Below are 17,856 nucleotides of genomic sequence, written 5' to 3'. Positions count from 1 at the left end.
CTCGGTCGACGCGGGCGGCTCCACGACCGCGGTGGCCTCCGCGACGGGAGACGGCTCCGGCTCCGGTGCGGGCTCCGGATCCGGCGGCGGGGGTGGCGCCTGGGTCGTCGGCGGCGCCTCGATCGTCGGCGGTGCCTCGGTGGTCGGGGGCGCCTCGGTCGTGGGGGGCGCCTGGGTCGTCGGCGGCGCCTGCGTGGTCGGCGGCGCCTGCGTGGCCGGGGGCGCCTCGGTCGTCGGCGGGGCCGCCGTGGTCGGCGCCGGAGCCGGTGCCGCGCTGGTCGGCGCGGGCGGCGCGGTGCCGGCGGGCGGCGTCCCCGCCGCCGGTGCGGCCGCCGGAGCCGGTGCCGCGCCGGTCGGCGCCGCAGCCGTCGTCGACCCGGCGGCGGGAGCGGAGGAGCCCGCCGCGGCCGGCGAGCGGGGCGCCGGGGACCCGGTCGTCCCGCCGCCACCCGCTGGGCGGCCGAGCGTGCCGCTGCCGCCGGGCGGGTCACCGACGAGCCCGTCGAGCGGTTGTCGCGGCGGCCGGCGGCCGGCTGCAGGTCACCCCGGTTCCCCCCGTCCGGGCGGCTCCCGGAGCCCGCCCGCGGCGTGCCGGCAGCCCCGGGGGAGGTGCCGGTGACCGCCTCCGCCCCGGCCACGGGGGTGCCCGGTTCGGACGTGGCGCCGGACAGCAGCGCGGTCGGCAGCGTCGGGATGATCAGCACCAGCCCGAGCAGCAGCCCGGCGACCACCAGGAAGCGCCCCGTCGTCCGCACCGGGGAACGACCGACCGGCCGGCGACCCGGGGAACCGCGGCGTGGCGCGGTCGGCGGGCGGCCGACGGGCGCCGGCCGATCGGCACGACGAGGGGTCCGTGGCGCGACGACGTGGTCCGGGGTGTCCGTGCCCGCCGGTGAGGTGGTCTCCTCCGGCCGGGCCAGGTCGGCGGCGAGCCGAGCCGCTCCCCGGGCTGCGGTCAGCTCCGGGTCCGCGTCGACGACGAGCGGGCGCCCCAGCCGTGCCGACAGGTGCTCACCCACCAGCGGCACCCGCGCGGAGCCGCCGACGAGCACGACGGCGTCGAGATCAGCGCTGGTCAGGCCGGCGCCGGTGACCGTGGCGTCGAGGACGTCCACCGATCGAGCGACGCCGTCGGCGATGAGCTCGTCCAGTTCCTCCCGCGTGATCCGCAGCCCGTCCGCGGATGCGTCGGCCCCGGCCGGGAGGGCCAGCCGGGTCGTGGTGTCCTCCGACAGCGACTCCTTCGCGGTGACCATCGCTGCGCGCAGCTGCCGGGCGTGTCCACGGTCGAGCGGGGTCTCGGGAGCCAGCGCCGGCAGGACGTGGGCGAGCAGCGCGTCGTCGATGTCCTCGCCACCCCAGCGGGCGGGGTCCGGCGGCGAGCCGACGTGCTCGACCTCGCCGCCGTGGACGGCCCGGACCACGGCGGTGTCCAGGGTGGCGGCTCCCAGGTCGTACACGGCGACGGTGGCCGCGTCGGGCAGCCGGCCGGCCGCGAGGTGGTCGTAGGTCGCGGCCACGGCACCCGACACCACGGAGGTGGCCGGCCCGAGGGCGGCCGCGAGCAGCTCGGTGCGGTACGTCCCCCAGGACGGGGGGACGGCGACGACCGTCCACGCCGGGGCTCCGCCCTGCTGCGCCTCCGCCGCCGCCCGGGCGGCCGCGACCAGCTCCGCGGCGACCTCGACCGCGGGCCGCCCCGCGCCGTCCTCGTAGAGCGGCGTGGCGGCTCCCACGCACGCCATCACCCGGGCGGAGCGCCCGCCGGGCAGCGGTACCGGGACGGCGGCCCCGTCCCTCGTGCCGGGCCAGGCCACCGCCGTGACGGAGGCGGCGCCGATGTCGACGCCCAGCCCGTATCCGTGCTCCTGCATGGGTCCCCCTGCGTGCCGGCAGCCGGTCCGTGCCTGAAACGGGTCGGCTTCGGCCGGAAGCTAGCGGCCGGATCGCGCTCCTGGGGACCTCGTGCGCGCCCGGGTTCCGCAACTGCGCAACTGGGGGGCCAGACCCCGGGTGTCCCTAACGATCGGTGACCGCGGATCCCCCAACGTCGGGTCACAGACACAGGGCCGGTTCCCGATGGGCCCACCGGCCGATCGGTCGTTGACTGGCCCCGCCAGCCGGCCGACGGCGGACGGCTCGAACCTCGGGAGATCTCTCATGACCACAGTGGCGAGCACCCTGCTCGACTTCATCCTCGGGCTGTTCCGCGACGAGGAGGCCGCGAAGGCGTTCGAAGCCGACCCGGAGGCCGCGCTGGCGAGCGCCGGCTTCCCCGACGTGGACCCGGCCACGGTCCACGCCCTCATGCCCGTGATGGCCGACTCCTCGCCGGCCGCCTACGGCCGGTACGGCGGCGGGCGCGACCGGGACGACGACGACAAGGGCTACGGCGGGCACCACGGCGGGCACCACGGCGGCAAGCACGACGACGACGACGACAAGGACCACGGCGGGCACCACGGCGGCCACCACGGCGGCCACAAGCCGGTGAAGGACGAGGACTGCGACCGGGACGACGGCCACTGGCACAAGGTGTGGCACGACGAGCACAAGGACGACTGCGACGACGACGACGACAAGGGCCACGGCGGCCACGACCGCGACCACGGCGGCTACAAGGACCACGGCGGGCACAAGGGCCACGACTACGCCGGGCACGGCCAGGACGCCGCGGTCATCCACAACGTCCGGTACGTCGAGAACAACTACTCGCACACCGACATCGACGTGGACATCGAGAACGCGATCTGGGCGGCTCCGGGATCCACGGCCGTCCTCGTCGACGGTGACGTCGAGGGCGACCTCAACATCGGCAACGAGGACAACGACACCACCAACATCAACAGCGGCAACACGGTGAACAGCGGCAACGTCATCGGCAACGAGGACAACGACGTCGCCGTCATCGGCAACGACTTCAGCCAGGACAACGACGGCAACGTCATCGGCAACGACTTCAGCCACAACGAGGACAACGACACCACGACGAACAACATCAACAACGGCAACATCGGCAGCAACGTCGCCACCGGCGGCAGCACGGTCGAGGACAACGACCTGTCGGTCGAGGTGGACGACATCACGCTGGTCAACGACAGCTTCAACGGCAACACGGTGGCCGGTGACGACGTGGACCAGTCGACGGACGTCAAGATCGAGGAGTCGTTCAACGGCAACAACATCGCCGGTGACGACGTCATCGCGCCGGAGATCGAGGAGTCGTTCAACGGCAACAACGTCGCCGGTGACGACGTGATCGAGGAATCGATCGTGGGCAGCAACTTCGCCGGCGACGACGTCAACGAGGACTCGCTCGTGATCGAGGAGAGCCTCAACGGCAACAACGTGGCCGGGGACGACGTCACCGAGGTCGAGGACTCGCTCGTCGTCAACGAGTCCCTCAACGGCAACGACGTCGCCGTCGCCGGTGACGACGTGGAGGACGTCGACCAGTCGAGCGACTTCCTGTCCGACAACGAGATCCTGTCGGACAACGAGCTGCTCTCCGACAACGCGCTGGCCCTGCCGGTCGCCTGACCCACACCTCGCCCGACCCCGGTCCCGGCTCTGCCGGGGCCGGGGTCGGTGCCCTGTTCCGACCGCGGCCCCGGTGGTAGACCGGGGGAGGACCTCCCGAGGAGGGCACATGGCCGTGCCGCAGACCGAGCTGATCCAGCGCGCCGCCGCGCTGGCCGCCGAGTGCGGGCGACCGGACCTGGAGCGCCGGCTGGCCGAGGTCCGGCGGCGGGTGCAGCGCCGGACCGTGCGGGTGCTCGTCGTGGGCGAGCCGAAGAAGGGCAAGAGTTCGCTGCTCAACGGCCTGGTGGGGGCACCGGTGTGCGCGGTGGGCGACGACGTCACGACCGTGGTGCCCACGGTGGTCGCGGGTGGCCCCGAGCCACGGGCGGTGCTGGTCCACCCCCCGCGCCCCGACGCGCCGGCGGGCGAGGCCGGCGCCGGCGAGCGGGAGCGCGTGCCGCTGTCCTCCCTGGCGTCCCGCCCCCCGGACCTCGACGTCGACGCCCGCCCGCTGCGCATCGAGGTCACGCTGCCGCGGCGGATCCTCGACGGCGGGCTGGAGCTGGTCGACACACCCGGACTCGGCGGGGTCGGCGCGGTCGCCTCGCTCACCGCCCTGGACCTGGTGCCCGGCGCCGACGCGGTGCTCGTGGTCACCGACGCGACGCAGGAGTTCACCGCGCCGGAGATGGCGTTCCTGGAGCAGGCCGCGGCGCTGTGCCCGAACGTCCTCTGCGCGGTGACCAAGACCGACGTCGCCCCGGAGTGGCGCCGGATAGTCGAGCTCGACCGGCGGCACCTGGCCGACCGGGGCATCGAGGCGCCGCTGTTCCCCGTCGCCTCCCCGCTCGCACTGCTGGCCGCGCAGCACCGGGACGCCGACCTGCAGGAGGAGTCCGGCCTCGGCGCGCTCGGCCGCCACCTCCGGGAGCAGGTCGTGGCTCGCGCGGAGGTCCTCGCCCAGCGCTCGCTCGCGCACGACGTCGCCACGGTCGCCCAGCACCTGCGGCTGGCCACGCGCACCGAGCTCGCCGGGCTGGAGGACCCCGCCGCCCAGGAGGCGCTGGTCCAGGAGCTGGAGGAGGCCCGCACCTCGGTCGATCAGCTGCGCCGGCGGTCCTCCCGCTGGCAGCAGATCCTGGCCGACGGCGTGACCGACCTGATGGCCGACATCGACTACGACCTGCGCGACCGGTCCCGCGTCGTCACCCGGGAGGCCGAGGAGGCCATCGACGCCGACGATCCGGGCGTGCTCTGGCCGGAGTTCAGCCGGTGGCTGGAGCAGCGCATCGAGATCGCCGTGGCGGACAGCTTCGTGTGGGCCCAGCAGCGCTCGCAGTACCTGGCCGACCAGGTGGTGGAGCAGTTCGCCCGGGACGGCGGCGCGGCGTTGCCGGAGCTGACCATCGGCGAGGCGACCGACGTGCTCGCGACCGTCGTCGCGCTGCCGGAGATCGACGACGGCTACCTGCAGCTGCGCGAGCGGTTCCTCATCGGCATCCGCGGCTCCTACACCGGCGTCCTCATGACCGGGCTGGCGACCAGCCTGGCCGGGATGGCGCTGATCAACCCCATCTCCCTGGCGGCCGGCGTCCTGCTGGGCCGGAAGGCCTTCAACGAGGACAAGGCACAGCGGCTCCAGCGCCGGCAGGCGGAGGCCAAGTCGGTGGTGCGGCGGCACCTGGACGAGGTCGTCTTCCAGGTGAGCAAGCACCTCAAGGACCGCCTGCGCGTCGTCCAGCGGACCCTGCGGGACCTGCTCGGCGAGACGGTGGAGGAGATGACGCAGTCCCTGAACGACGCCGTCCGCGCCGCGCAGCGCTCGACCAAGGAGGCGGCCGGCGAGCGGACGGCCCGGCTGCGGACCCTGCGCCTGCGGCTGGAGCGCATCGACGGCCTCGTCGCCGAGGTGGCGCGCGGGGTCGCCGCACCGGCGCTCGCCCCGGCCGGGAGAACCGCGCCGTGACGCCGGACGTGCGCGCACTGGTCGACGCCGCGCTCGAGCTGCACCGCGACCACCCCGAGATCACCGCGCGGCTGTCCGAGCACCGCGCCCGGCTGGAGGAGCCGGTGCGGATCGCCCTCGTCGGCCGGGTGAAGGCGGGCAAGTCCACCCTGCTCAACGCCCTCGTCGGCGCCCGGGTCGCCCCCACCGACGCGGGGGAGTGCACCCGGCTGGTCACGGTGTACCGGCACGGGCGGGTGCCCCGCGTGGCGGCCCGCACCGGCCGGGGGGAACGGGACCTCCCCGTCCGCCGGGTGGACGGCGGGCTGCTGCTCGACCTCGCGGGTGTCGACGCCGACGACGTCGACCACCTGCGGGTGGACTGGCCGACGGCCGGGCTGGCCGCGGCCACGCTCGTCGACACCCCGGGCATCGCCTCCCTGTCGGCCGACCTCAGCGCCCGCACCCGCGCGTTCCTGGAGCCGCCCGACGGGCTGCCCGGCGCCGATGCCGTGCTGTTCCTCACCCGGCAGCTGCAGGCCGGGGACGTCGACGTGCTCCGCGACTTCCAGGCCCGCGCCGGGTCCCGCACCACGACGATCACCGTCCTGTCCCGCGCCGACGAGATCGGGGCGGGCGGCCTCGACGCCCTGCTGCAGGCCGGTCAGGTGGCCGAGCGGATGGCGGCGGACCCCGCGGTGACCGAGGTCAGCCCGACCGTGCTCCCCGTCGCCGGTCTGCTGGGCCTGGCCGGCCGGACCCTGCGGCACGGCGACTTCGTCGCCCTCCGCAGCCTGGCCCGCACGGCGCCCGCCGAGCTCCAGCCGTTCCTGCTGACGGCGGACCGGTTCTGCCGCCCGGAGATCCCCGGGGAGGTGGCGCCCGGGCTCCGGCGCACGCTCGTCGAGCGGTTCGGGCTCTTCGGCGTCCGGCTCTCCGTCGCCCTCGTGCGTGCCGGGATCGACGGCGCGCAGGAGCTGGCCGACGAGCTGGTCCGCCGCAGCGGCCTCGAGGAGCTGCACCGGCGGATCGCCGTCGAGTTCACCGCGCGCGGGGCGCACCTGCAGGAGGCGTCGGCGCTGGCGGCCGTGGAGTGGGCGCTGCGGTCGACGCCGGCCGACGGCGACGAGCGGCTCCGGTACGAGGCGGAACGGCTGCGGCTGACCGTGCGGGACGTCGTGGGGCCGGCCGCGCTGCGCTCCGACGGCGCCCTCGGGGACGTGCCGGCGGGGGTGCGGGCCGAGGCGGCGCGGCTGCTGGGTGCCGGTGGCGGCTCGGTGGCCGCCCGTCTCGGGCTCCCGGAGGACACCCCGCCGGAGGCGCTGCACACCGCGGCACTGGCCGCGCTCGACCGCTGGCAGGCGCACGGGGACGATCCCCTGGCGGCTCGGGCGGTCCGGGACGCCGCCGGCGCGGTGGTCCGGTCCGTGGAGGCGGTGCTCGCCGAGCTGGACGAGGCGTCCTCAGCCGGCGCCGGGCCGCAGCCAGCGGCCGGTTGACCGCCAGCACAGCGCCACCACGGCGACGACGACCAGCCCCGCCATCACGACGAACGCGATCCGGTCGAGGTCGGAGCCGCCGGAGACGACGCTCTGCGCGACGTCGGCGGCCACCACGGTGAGCACCCCGGTGACGAGCAGCACCCAGCGGGCCCACGGCCGGCGGCGGAGCAGGACGACGGTCCAGAGGACGAGGGCCAGGCCCAGCCCGGCGACGGAGGCGAGCACCAGCGTGGTCGTCGCCGTCACCCCGTCGCTGATCGCGTCGGGCGCCAGGCCCGGGTCGGCCTCGGTCGCCTCGGCGGTGAGCTTCTCCCGGAGGGCGTCGCCGTCGGCGAGCGCGGCGAGCACTCCGGCACCCCCGGCGACGGCCGCCAGCAGCGCCGCCGCAGCCGTGAGGCGGACCGACCACGGCCGGGCCGGAGCGGTCGAGCGCTCCGGCGGTGGCAGCCGGGAGGTCACCTGGGGCCGGGGCGGTGGGCCGGGCTCCGCCGACGGGAGGCGGGCCGGGACGCGTGGCCGGAGGCCCGCCGGTGGACGCACGGGAACTGCAGGCGGCTCGTTCCCCGCTTCTGCCACGGTCCCCCCGTCGCCGGTCCTGACCTGACCTGACCTGAGCGCAGCGTGGCAGCGGCTCGCCCCGAGGGCACCCCCGCCCGGCCGCCCGGCCCGTGTCGCTCGCAGGCGGCCCGGGGTCGCCTCCGGTCAGTGACCGGTGAACACCGGCGGACGCTTGGCGAGGAAGGCCTCGACGGCCTCCCGGTGGTCGGCGGTCCGCCCGGCGACCGCCTGCAAACGGGCCTCGAGCGCCAGCGTCTCCTCGAGCGAGTCCGTCGCCGCCGTCGCCAGCACCGTCTTCACGGCGCGGTAGGCCACCGTCGGTCCGGCCGCCAGGCGCGCGGCCAGGGCGAACGCCTCCGCGTGCACCTGCTCCGGGGGGACGACGCGGTGCACCAGGCCCCACTGGGCGGCGGTCTCGGCGAGGAACGGGTCGGGCAGCAGCAGCAGCTCGGTGGCCCGTGCTCCGCCGACGCAGTGCACCAGCCGCGAGGCGACCGCCGAGTCGCTGGACAGGCCGACGCCGGTGAACGCGGTGGTGAACTTGGCGCCCGCCGCGGCGACCCGCAGGTCGCCGGTGAGCGCGACGCCCAGACCGGCGCCCGCGCAGGCGCCGTTGATGCCGACGACGAGCGGCACCGGCAGTCGGGACAGCGCGAGGATCAGCGGGTTGTACTCCTCGACGAGGACCGGCATCGGCGCGTCCAGGTCCTCCGGCAGCTCCGTCGCGCCCGGCTCCCTCGCCGGGGTCCGGCGGACCGAGGCGTCGGTCAGGTCCTGCCCGACGCAGAAGGCCCGGCCGGTGCCGGTGAGCAGCACCGCCCGCACCGAGGGGTCACCGGCGATGTCCTGCACGGCGGCCAGCAGCTCGCGGCGCGAGGCGGAGGTGAGCCCGCGCTGCAGCATGGTGAGCGTGGCGACTCCGGCGGAGTCCTCCCTGGTCACGGTCTCGGGCATCGTCGTCCGCCTTCTCGCGCAGTGGTCGGGCAGCCGGGCGCCCCCTCGACGCCCACCCTGCCACGCCGGGTCACCGGCGAGGGAGGACGCGGAGGACGCTGATCCTCGGGGCCTCCGGTCACCTCCCGGCTACGCGGAGCAGTGGGCACGCCGGGCGCGCCGGGGGAGTCGCCGGGGTCACTCGGGCGCTGGCCAGGAAGGACGCGGTCCGCGGGCGATCATGGGTGCGACTCCTGCATGTGTAGACCGGAACCGGTCTGGACACCGTCGGGGTCGGGAGGCCTGCCCGGATCCGGGCGCCTCCCCGCACCAGCCGGCGAAGCGTGGACAGGAGTGGCCCCCGTGGTCGAACCAGGACGACGGTGCCTGGGCGACCGCTACGAGCTCCAGCAGATGATCGCCGCCGGCGGCATGGGCCAGGTCTGGCGCGGGCTGGACACCGCCCTGCACCGCTCGGTCGCGGTGAAGGTCCTGCGCAGCGAGTACACCGGCGACCCGAGCTTCCTGGCCCGCTTCCGGGCAGAGGCCCAGCACGCGGCCTCGCTGAGCCACCCGAACGTGGCCGCGGTCTTCGACTACGGCGAGGAGACCGCCCAGGACGGGACCGGCGAGACGCTGGCCTACCTGGTCATGGAGCTGGTCGAGGGCGAGCCCCTCTCGGCGCTGATCGCCCGCGAGGGTGCGCTGGGCACCGACCGGACGCTGCGGCTGCTCCAGCAGACCGCCTTCGCCCTGGCCGAGGCGCACCGCGCCGGCCTGGTGCACCGCGACGTGAAGCCCGGCAACATCCTCGTCCAACCCGACGGCAGCGTGAAGATCACCGACTTCGGCATCGCCTGGTCGGCCCGCAGCGTCGCCCTGACCCGCACCGGCCAGGTCATCGGGACCCCGCAGTACCTCTCGCCGGAGCAGGCCGAGGGCCGGCTGGCCTCGCCGGCGAGCGATGTCTACGCGCTCGGGCTGATCGGCTACGAGTGCCTCACCGGGCACCCCGCCTTCGACGGCGACAACGCGGTCACCATCGCGCTCAAGCAGGTCCAGCAGGAGCCCGAGCCGCTGCCCGGCGGGCTGCCGCCCGGCGTCCGCACGCTGATCAGCCGCGCCCTGGTGAAGGACCCGGCCGCGCGCATCGCCGACGGCGCCGCCTTCGGCGCCGTCCTGGACGACGTCCTGGCCGGCCGCGAGCTCGCCGAGGTGCCGGCGCCGCCCACCCAGGACGTCGCCGCGCTGCCTCCGCCGCCGCGGGACCCCACCACCTCGGACACCGGCGCCTCCGTGCTCAGCCCGCCGGCGCCCCGCCGCGGCCGGCGGGTGGCGCTGGCGCTGCTCCCGCTGGTCGCCCTGCTCGCCGGCGCCGGCATCGCCGCCGGAGTGCTGCAGGGGCTGTCCGACGGGCCGCCTCCCGCCACTGCCCAGGCCGCCGAGCAGCGCGACAGCGGCAGCCTGCGGCTCGCGGCCGCCGACCACGTCGGCCGGCCGGTCAGCGAGGTCGCCCAGGAGCTGACCGCGCTCGGGCTCGTCGTCGAGCTCAAGACGGAGGTCACCGCGGACCAGCCCCGCGACCGGGTCACCGGCATCTCGCCCACGGGCCGGCAGCTGCGCGCCGGCGACGTCGTCGTCGTCCGCTACGCGGTCCCCCCGTCCCGCCCCGGCGGGTCCGGCGGGAGCAGCCGCCCGACCGCGGCTCCGGTGACCGAGGTCGCTCCCGACCAGGGCGCCCCGGCGGAGGTCGAGGCGGTGGTCGAGCCCGAGGCACCCGCGCCGACGCTGCAGGCCGGCGTGCCGGGGACGCCGACCGCCACGCGGCCCCAGACGACGCCGCCCGTGACGCCGACGACGACGCCGTCCTCGACCCCGCCGTCCTCGACCCCGCCGTCCTCGACGCCGCCGACGACGACCTCGTCGGCCCCGGCGACGACCTCGCCGGCGACGGTGGCGACCACTCCGTAGGGGGACCGCGGTCGCGGGACCGGCTCGAGCCGGGTACGACAGGGGGACGACGGAACGTGAGGTGAGGTCGGTGGCGGAGCCGGGACTGCGGGTGCTCGGCGGCCGCTACGAGCTGGGCGCGCTGCTGGCGACCGGCGGCCAGGGCCAGGTGTGGCGGGCCCGGGACACGGTGCTGTCGCGGGCCGTCGCGGTGAAGGTGCTGCGCAGCGAGTTCACCGGCGACCCGACCTTCCTCGCCCGGTTCCGCGCCGAGGCGCAGCACGCCGCGCTGGTCGCGCACCGGCACATCGCCGCCCTCTACGACTACGGGGAGCTCGACGACGCCGTCACCGGGGAGCGGCTCGCCTTCCTGGTCATGGAGCTGGTGGAGGGGGAGTCCCTGGCCGAGCTGCTCGTCCGCCAGCCGCGGCTGGGCGTCCCCCGCACCCTCGCCGTCCTCCGGCAGGCCGCCGACGCGCTCGCGGCGGCGCACGCCGCCGGGCTGGTGCACCGGGACGTCAAGCCGGGCAACGTCCTGGTGGCACCGGACGGCACGGTGAAGATCACCGACTTCGGCATCGCGGTCTCGGCCTCGAGCGTGCCGCTGACGAAGACCGGGCAGGTCGTCGGCACGGCCCACTACCTCTCCCCGGAGCAGGCCGCCGGGAGCCGGGCGGGCGTGGCCAGCGACGTCTACGCCCTGGGCCTGATCGGCTACGAGTGCCTGGCCGGCCGCCGCGCGTTCGACGGCGAGAGCTCGGTGCAGATCGCGCTGAGCCAGTTGCGGGACGCCCCCGACCCGCTGCCCGAGGACGTCCCCGAGCAGGTCCGCGCGCTGATCGAGCACGCCATGGTCAAGGACCCCGGGCAGCGGCTGCCGGACGGCGCCGCCTTCCGGGACGCCATCGACGACGTGCTCGCCGGCCGCCGGTTGCCGGCTCCGCCGGTGCCGGACACCAGCCCGTTGCCGCTCGAGGGCCACTCGTCGGGCGCCCGCCGGCGCACTCGCGTCCTCGCCCCGCTGGCCGCGCTGCTGGTCGGCGCCGGCGTGGGCATCGCGGCGCTGCAGCTGGCCGGCGACGCCGCGGTCCCGCCCGCGGCCGCGGCGTCGGAGGCCCCGGGCACCGTTCTCCTCGCCGCGGCCGACCACCTGGGCCGCCCGGTCGCGGAGGTCGAGGCGGACCTGGGCCGGCTCGGGTTGCGCGTGCAGCGGACCGCCGACCCGGTCGCGGCGGGCACTGCGGGGACGGTCGCCCGCATCTCCCCGACCGGTGCCGTCCCGCGGGGCGCCCTGATCACGCTCGCCGTCGCCGTCGGCGAGCCGGAGCCCGCTCCCGGCGACGGTGCCGTCGTCACGGATGTGGGCGCGGGGAGCCCGGCACCCGGGAGCTCCCTGCCCTCGCCTTCACCCGCGCCGGCACCCGTGTCGTCCCCGGAGCCGCTGCCCGTGCCGCCGTCGGGCGGTTCCGGGACGGCGCCCGGCGGACCCGCGGGGAACGCCGGGACGCCGGCCGTCGGCAACGGGCAGGGGGCGGGGACGCCCACCGGGCCCGGGAACAACAACGGGAACGGCAAGGGGAACGGCGGGCGCGGCAACGGCTGACCGCGCCCGTCCGGTCAGCGGGTGCGGGCCGGGCCGGTCCACAGCGCGGCGCCGAGGCAGCCCAGCGCCGCGGTGAGCAGGAAGCCGCGGTCGCTGGCGACGACGGGCAGCACCACCAGCAGCCAGAAGACCGCGAGCCCCACCAGGCCGCCCGCGGCGATCCGCCAGGTGGTCGCCGGGCTCGGCCGCCGACCCCCGGGGAGCAGCCCGGCGGCACCGGCCAGCCCCAGGGCCGCGCAGACGGTCGCGAACGCCGACCACAGCGGGATGTCGGACCAGAACGACTCCCCGCCGAACCGCAGGCCCAGCCCGAGCTCGAGCAGCCCCAGGGCGACGGCGACCAGCCCGAGCGTCCGCAGCGCCGTCCGGTCGCGGCTCACCGACGCCGCGGGCTCCGGCTCTCCGGCGATCGGCCCGGGCTCGTCGACGGCCGGCCCGGCCTCCTCGCCGAACGGCACCGGACCGGTCTCCAGCGAGGACGGCCAGGCCGAGGTCGCGGGTGGCGGCGTCGTCGCGGGCGCGGCCGCGGCAGGCGGCGGGGGCGGGGGGAGGTGCGTGGGCGGGCCCGGGACGAAGCCGACCGGGCCGGTCGGCTGGACGGTGTGCACCGGAGCGGGGGCGCTGGCTCCCGGGTGGGGCGGCAGCGGCTGGGCGGTCGCAGCCGGTGTCGCCACCGGGATCTCCTGCGTGGTCGGCTGCGCCCGGACCGTGGGCTCGGCGGGCGGCTGAGGGTCGGTCGGCGAACTCACGGGTCCTCCTCGCTCTCGTCGGTCGGCCGGGTGGGCCGGTCGTCCCCGCACCGTATCCGGGCGCCCGGGGGCGGGGGCCCGGGCGCACCGGTGAGCGCCGTCCTAGGGTCGGGCCGGTGAGCATCCGCGCCGGCATCGTCGTCACCGGGACCGAAGTCCTCACCGGCCGCGTCGCCGACGCCAACGGGCCGTGGCTGGCCGAGCGGTTGCGCGAGCTGGGCGTCGACGTCGGGCACGTCGTGGTCGTCGGCGACCGTCCCGACGACCTCCGCGACGCGCTGGCCTTCCTGGCCGGCACCGGCGTCCCGCTCGTGGTCACCACCGGCGGGCTCGGCCCCACGGCCGACGACCTGACCGCCGAGGTGGTCGGGGCGTTCCAGGGGCGCCCGTCCGCGGTGGACGCGGAGCTGGAGCGGCGGATCGCCGCCGTCGTGGAGCGGCTCATGGCGATGCGCGGGTGGCGGGCCGACGCCGGTTCCACGGCGGCCGGGGTCCGGAAGCAGGCCCGGGTGCCCGCGGGCGCCGCGGTGCTCGAGCCGGTCGGCACGGCGCCGGGCCTGGTCGTGCCCCCGGCCGACGGCCGGAGCGGGCCGGTCGTGGTGGTGCTGCCCGGCCCGCCCGGTGAGCTGCGGGGCATGTGGTCCGCGGCGCTCGCCGCCGGCCCGGTCGCGGCCCTGCTCACCGACGTCCCCGAGCTGCGCCAGGAGACGGTGCGCATGTGGGGGACGCTCGAGGCGCAGCTGGCCGCCACCCTGCGCGACGCGGAGGACCGGCTGGGCGGCCTGGAGATCACCACGTGCATGCGCGAGGGCGAGCTGGAGATCGTCACCCGGTTCGGCCCGGACGCGCAGCCGGCCTACGACGGGCTGCTGGACGCGCTCACCGAGCGGCACGGCGACACGATCTTCTCCACCGGACCGGATCTGGACGCCGTCGTGGCCGGCGCGCTGACCGGCCGGGGGCTCACCGTCGCGACCGCGGAGTCGTGCACCGGCGGTCTGCTCGCCGGCCGGCTGAGCGCCCGCGCCGGATCGTCGGCGTTCCTCCTGGGCGGCGTGGCCGCCTACGCGAACAGCGCCAAGGAGGCCCTGCTCGACGTCCCGGAAGCCGTGATCGCCGAGCACGGCGCCGTGAGCGCCGAGGTGGCCGCGGCGCTGGCCGACGGTGCGCGAGCGCGCTTCGGCGCCGACGTCGGCGTCGGGATCACCGGCGTCGCCGGGCCCGGTGGTGGGACAGCCGACAAGCCGGTCGGCACCGTGCACCTGTGCGTCGTCGGCCCCGACGCGCGCCTGTCGCGGGCCCTGCGGCTGCGCGGATCCCGGACGGCGGTGCGGGACCGATCCGTCACGATGGCGATGCACCTGCTCCGCGAGCTGCTGCTCGGCGGCCCGCCCGCCTGAGCGGGCGGACGGTCAGCCCGGCAGGGCGCTCGGGCCCTCCGGCGCGGCCGCCTTGCTCAGCGGTGCGCCGTCGAGCCGGGCGTGGATGATCAGGCGTTGCTGCGCCGAGTACTTCGGGTGGCAGGTGGTCAGCGTCAGGTACGCGCCGGACGCCTCGCCGGTGGCCGGTCCACCCGGCGTCGGCGAGATGACTGCGACCTGCGAGGGGCGCACGATCTCCCGGCCCGGGATGCCGGTGGGGTCGGCGTCGAAGTCGCCCGAGGCCGGGTCGCCGAGGACGCGGTAGACGAACCAGGAGTCGTCGGTCTCGACGACGATCGGGTCTCCGGGGCGCATCCGGTCCAGGTCGAGGAAGGGCGAGCCCCGGCCCACCCGGTGGCCGGCGACGGCGAAGTTGCCCTGCTGGCCGGGCATCGCGGTGCCCACGTAGTGGCCCGGTCCCTGCTCCAGCTGGACCTCCGAGGCGCCCTCGACGACGACCCGGGAGTAGCCCTCGCCGAGGCGGGGGATGTGCAGGATGGCGAAGGGCTCGCCGAGGCCGGCCTCGACGACCCCGGGGGTGTACGCGGGCGGGGGCGGCTCCGTGCCGGGAGGCGCCTGGACGACGGGCGCGTCGGCGGGAGGGGGCTGGACGGTCGGCGAGTCGGCCCACTGGTCCTGGATCTGCTCGGCGAGCTGGTCCTGGGCGCGGGCGGCGAGCAGGTCGGTGATCCAGAGCTGGTAGACGACGAAGAGCAGGGCGACCAGGCCCAGGGTGATCAGCGTCTGGCTGACGCCCCGGCCGACCGTGCGCAGCAGGTCCCCGCCGCCGCGACGCGTGGGGCGCGAGGGTTCCGGTGCTGTCGTCCCAGGCGTGTCGCGCTCCGCTGTCCCGTGCACTCTGGTCCCCTGTCGCGTGTCGGTGGGCTCCGGCGCGGGTAGTACCCGCCGGAAGTCGATGGGTGGAAGACGGGTGAACGAGGTGGGACGCCGCCTGCCGGCGGCAACCGGCAGGCGACGTCCCAGGGTGGTGTCCGGCCCGCCGCTCCGAGATGGGTCGGAGCGGCGGGCCGGCGCCTGTCAGGCCGCCTGCGCCTCGGTGCGACGACGGGTGGCGAAGGCCAGGCCCGTGCCGGCGGTGAGGGCCAGCAGGCCCACCGTCAGCGGGACCGACACGTCAGCGCCGGTGGAGGCCAGCTGCGACGTGGGCTGAGCACTGCTCATGGCCTTGACGGGAGCCGCCTTGACCGGAGCCGGGGTGTACAGCGCCGGCTTGGCGACGACCGGAGCGGCCTTGTACTCCGGGCAGTCCGTGTCGCTCTTCTGCGCGACCGGAGCCGCCGGGGCCGGGGCCGGGGCCGGAGCCGGGGCCGGAGCGGCGGGCAGCTTGCAGACCCACTCAGCAGCGTTGCCGGCGGCTGCGTTGTTCGAGCAGGTCACCGTTCCGCCGTTGGCCTCGGCGATGATGTTGATGATGACGTTGATGTTCTGGTTGCAGATCACGTCACCCTTCACCGACGAGCAGTAGAGCGTGTTGCCGTTGCCGGCCACCACGTCGATCACGGGGCTGCCGCCGCCGGCGTCGACGTCACCGGTCTTGGCGGTGTTGTCGACGTCGTTCTCGGCCTTGACGCCCTGGACGTTGGTGCTGTCCGCGTCATCGTGCTTGCCGCTGCCACCGGCGGTCACCGAGTCGATGTCGCCCTTGGCGTTCGCCTCGTTGGTGGCACCGTTCCCGGCCGTGGCGTTGTTGCTGTCGTGCACCGCGCCGCCGTTGGCCTCGACGGCGATGTTCACCTCGGTGTCGACGTCCTGGTGGCCCTTGACGTCGCCCGCGAAGCTGCCGGCCTCGGTGGTGTTGCCGTTACCGGCCAGCACGCCGACGGACGGGTTGCCGCCGCTGGCGTCGACGTCGCCGCTCTTGGCGGTGTTGTCGACGTCGTTCTCGGCCTTGACGCCCTGGACGTTGGTGCTGTCCGCGTCGCCACCGTGACCGTGACCGGAGCCGCCGGCGGTGGTGGAGTCGATGCTGCCCGACGCGTTCGCCGAGTTGCTCGCGCCGTTGCCGGCCGCGGCGTTGTTGCTGCCGCTGACGGTCCCGCCGTTCGCCTCGACCGCGATGTTGACGACGGTCGTGACGTTCTGCGACGCCGAGACGTCGCCCATCACGCTGCCGGCCTCGACGGTGTTCTCGTTGCCGGCGACGACGCCGACCGACGGGCTGCCGCCGCCGGCGTCGACGTCACCGGTCTTGGCGGTGTTGTCGACGTCGTTGCTCGCCGCGACGCCCTGGAGGTTGGTGCTGGTCGCGTCCCCGGACTGACCAGCCGTGGTGGAGGTGATGTCCCCCGCGGCATTCGCGTCTGTCGACGCTCCTGCCACTGCCTCGCCGAGGAAGAAGATTCCCCCGGCCATACCGGCAATGGCGAGGCCATTGCGCACAGATCGTCTCATCGTTTCCGTTCCTTCGATGGGTGGGTGGGTGATGCGGGTGGTGGTGCGGTGCACCGCGGGCCACGGAGCCATGGATGGGCACGCGGCTGGTTCGGTCGTGCGAGTGGTGGAACAGAGCGGGGCGGCCGCGATGGGTCGTGATGCGCCCCCCGTGGCACACCGGGAACCGAGGGGCGGCCGCGCAGGCGGCCGGCCTCAGTCGGGCGAGGAACCGGTGTCGGCGACCGGGCCGCCGATGGAGCCCTCGAGAGGGGCGCTGAGTCCGGCGCTGAGGGCCAGGACCAGGTCCACGGGTGTGGCCGGGAGCACGGCGGAGCCGGTGGAGCCGCTGCCGACGGAGCTGCCCTGGCCACCGCTCTGGAGCCCGCACCCGCCGGCCGCGCCGGACATCGCCGGGGCGGCGGGAGCGGGGGCAGGAGCCGGGAGGGGCGCCACCGGAGCGCTCGGCGCCTCCGGCTGCGGGGCGGTGTCGACGGGTAGCGGCGCGACCGCCGCGGCGACCGGCGCGGGGGCGGCGGCCGCCGGGGCGGACCGGGCCGGTGCGGCTGTGGTGCGGGAGGGCGTCGCCTCGGTGGTCGCCTCGGTGGTCGCAGCGCTGGGCTGCGGCGTCTCGGCCGCCACCGTGGCCGGGGCGGCCATCGGTGCCGGAGCGGCGGCTGCGACCGGCGCGGGGGCCGGGGCTGCGACCGGCGCGGTGCCGGCCGTCGCCTCTGCCGCCCCCGGGCTCGCGCTCGCGGTCTCCGTCGTCGTCTCGACCGACACCGTGGTGCCCTCGGTCGTGGTGGTGGTCGTGGTGGTCGTGGTCGTGGTCGTCACGGTGCCGGGCTGCGCGGCGTCGTCGGGCGGCGTGGTCGATTCCTCGACCGTGCTCACGCTGGTCACCGACACCGCCGTGACCTGCGGCGACTCGCCCTGCGTGGGCTCGGCCGGCTCTGCGGTGGGAGCGGTGCCGGGCTCGGGGCTCACCGGATCGGGTGCCGGGGTGGTCTGCTCCACGGGGGCGGTCGGGACCGGTTCGTCCGCGCCCGCGACGTCGGCGGCCAGTGCGAGGCCGGCGTACACGCCCGCGCTCAGGACGCCGGTGAGGAGGAGGCGACGTGCCCAGGACCGACCGACGGCAGGCAGTGCCCGCCCGTCGTCGACTCCCAGGGAACCCGTCACGCGGCGGACGCTAGGAACCCGTCCGTCTCGGTCGCTAGAAGTCCGAACGCGCCGGTTTCGATGGTCGGAGTGTCCTGGCTCACATCCAAACGGGTGAATG

The 17,856-nt window shown here is 76.2% G+C and carries 13 protein-coding genes and 1 pseudogene; 7 read left to right on the top strand and 7 right to left on the bottom strand.

Features of this window, described 5'->3' with window-relative positions:
* Positions 1 to 31 precede the first annotated feature (31 nt).
* Positions 32 to 619 (top strand): PE family protein, encoded by a 588-nt coding sequence (locus CRP29_RS21580; RefSeq protein WP_097197129.1) that lies wholly within the window; start codon positions 32 to 34, stop codon positions 617 to 619.
* Positions 620 to 935: 316 nt separating this feature from the next.
* On the opposite strand, the pseudogene CRP29_RS23855 reads toward CRP29_RS21580, so the two are convergent.
* A pseudogene (locus CRP29_RS23855) lies at positions 936 to 1,745 on the bottom strand (Hsp70 family protein); the annotation flags it as partial.
* A 415-nt stretch (positions 1,746 to 2,160) separates the two neighbouring features.
* Between CRP29_RS23855 and CRP29_RS21570 the strand changes: the two are divergent.
* The 3 genes from CRP29_RS21570 (at position 2,161) to CRP29_RS21560 (ending at position 6,966) form a co-directional block, all read left to right on the top strand.
* Complete coding sequence (locus CRP29_RS21570; RefSeq protein WP_141437194.1) at positions 2,161 to 3,540, top strand: IniB N-terminal domain-containing protein; 1,380 nt, start codon at positions 2,161 to 2,163, stop codon at positions 3,538 to 3,540.
* A 109-nt stretch (positions 3,541 to 3,649) separates the two neighbouring features.
* Positions 3,650 to 5,488 carry a dynamin family protein gene (locus CRP29_RS21565; protein WP_097197127.1) on the top strand — a complete coding sequence of 613 codons (1,839 nt, stop codon included), beginning with the start codon at positions 3,650 to 3,652 and terminating at the stop codon, positions 5,486 to 5,488.
* Complete coding sequence (locus tag CRP29_RS21560) at positions 5,485 to 6,966, top strand: dynamin family protein (RefSeq protein ID WP_097197126.1); 1,482 nt, start codon at positions 5,485 to 5,487, stop codon at positions 6,964 to 6,966. The genes CRP29_RS21565 and CRP29_RS21560 overlap by 4 nt, the downstream gene beginning before the upstream one ends.
* Here the strand turns inward: CRP29_RS21560 and CRP29_RS21555 are convergent.
* Positions 6,931 to 7,428, bottom strand: a complete 498-nt coding sequence (locus tag CRP29_RS21555) for a hypothetical protein (protein WP_097197125.1) — start codon at positions 7,426 to 7,428, stop codon at positions 6,931 to 6,933. The genes CRP29_RS21560 and CRP29_RS21555 overlap by 36 nt on opposite strands.
* A gap of 243 nt (positions 7,429 to 7,671) precedes the next feature.
* Entirely contained in the window at positions 7,672 to 8,481 is an 810-nt protein-coding gene (locus CRP29_RS21550) for an enoyl-CoA hydratase-related protein (RefSeq protein ID WP_097197124.1), read from the bottom strand.
* A 342-nt stretch (positions 8,482 to 8,823) separates the two neighbouring features.
* Here CRP29_RS21550 and CRP29_RS21545 point away from each other — a divergent pair, with 342 nt between their 5' ends.
* Both CRP29_RS21545 and CRP29_RS21540 read left to right on the top strand, forming a co-directional pair.
* A complete protein-coding gene (locus tag CRP29_RS21545) occupies positions 8,824 to 10,431 on the top strand; it encodes a protein kinase domain-containing protein (RefSeq protein ID WP_245853174.1) in 1,608 nt (535 codons plus the stop codon).
* A 70-nt stretch (positions 10,432 to 10,501) separates the two neighbouring features.
* The gene (locus CRP29_RS21540; RefSeq protein ID WP_097197122.1) at positions 10,502 to 12,013 is read left to right on the top strand and encodes a protein kinase domain-containing protein; all 1,512 of its coding nucleotides are present in this window, start codon (positions 10,502 to 10,504) and stop codon (positions 12,011 to 12,013) included.
* A gap of 14 nt (positions 12,014 to 12,027) precedes the next feature.
* Here the strand turns inward: CRP29_RS21540 and CRP29_RS21535 are convergent, their stop codons facing one another.
* Positions 12,028 to 12,762: a hypothetical protein gene (locus tag CRP29_RS21535; protein WP_097197121.1), complete on the bottom strand. Its 735-nt coding sequence runs from the start codon at positions 12,760 to 12,762 to the stop codon at positions 12,028 to 12,030.
* A 116-nt stretch (positions 12,763 to 12,878) separates the two neighbouring features.
* On the opposite strand from CRP29_RS21535, the gene CRP29_RS21530 reads away from it, so the two are divergent.
* On the top strand, positions 12,879 to 14,162 hold the full coding sequence (locus CRP29_RS21530) for a competence/damage-inducible protein A (RefSeq protein WP_097197120.1): 1,284 nt from the start codon (positions 12,879 to 12,881) through the stop codon (positions 14,160 to 14,162).
* Between the two features lie 12 nt (positions 14,163 to 14,174).
* On the opposite strand, the gene CRP29_RS21525 is transcribed toward CRP29_RS21530, so the two are convergent.
* The 3 genes from CRP29_RS21525 to CRP29_RS21515 form a co-directional block, all read right to left on the bottom strand.
* Positions 14,175 to 15,041: a class E sortase gene (locus CRP29_RS21525; protein ID WP_245853173.1), complete on the bottom strand. Its 867-nt coding sequence runs from the start codon at positions 15,039 to 15,041 to the stop codon at positions 14,175 to 14,177.
* Positions 15,042 to 15,221: 180 nt separating this feature from the next.
* Positions 15,222 to 16,595, bottom strand: a complete 1,374-nt coding sequence (locus tag CRP29_RS21520; protein WP_141437193.1) for a hypothetical protein — start codon at positions 16,593 to 16,595, stop codon at positions 15,222 to 15,224.
* A 195-nt stretch (positions 16,596 to 16,790) separates the two neighbouring features.
* Complete coding sequence (locus CRP29_RS21515; RefSeq protein WP_097197118.1) at positions 16,791 to 17,756, bottom strand: hypothetical protein; 966 nt, start codon at positions 17,754 to 17,756, stop codon at positions 16,791 to 16,793.
* Positions 17,757 to 17,856 lie beyond the last annotated feature (100 nt).

This window comes from Blastococcus aggregatus (assembly GCF_900221005.1).
In the GTDB taxonomy this organism is placed as follows: Bacteria; Actinomycetota; Actinomycetes; order Mycobacteriales; family Geodermatophilaceae; genus Blastococcus; species Blastococcus aggregatus.
This window is presented reverse-complemented; position numbering and strand designations above follow the sequence as displayed.

Coding starts and splice junctions, on each gene's coding strand:
- CRP29_RS21520 (WP_141437193.1), bottom strand. CDS start 16,595: ATGAGACGATCTGTGCGCAATGGCCTCGCCATTGCCGGTATGGCCGGG.
- CRP29_RS21565 (WP_097197127.1), top strand. CDS start 3,650: ATGGCCGTGCCGCAGACCGAGCTGATCCAGCGCGCCGCCGCGCTGGCC.
- CRP29_RS21570 (WP_141437194.1), top strand. CDS start 2,161: ATGACCACAGTGGCGAGCACCCTGCTCGACTTCATCCTCGGGCTGTTC.
- CRP29_RS21550 (WP_097197124.1), bottom strand. CDS start 8,481: ATGCCCGAGACCGTGACCAGGGAGGACTCCGCCGGAGTCGCCACGCTC.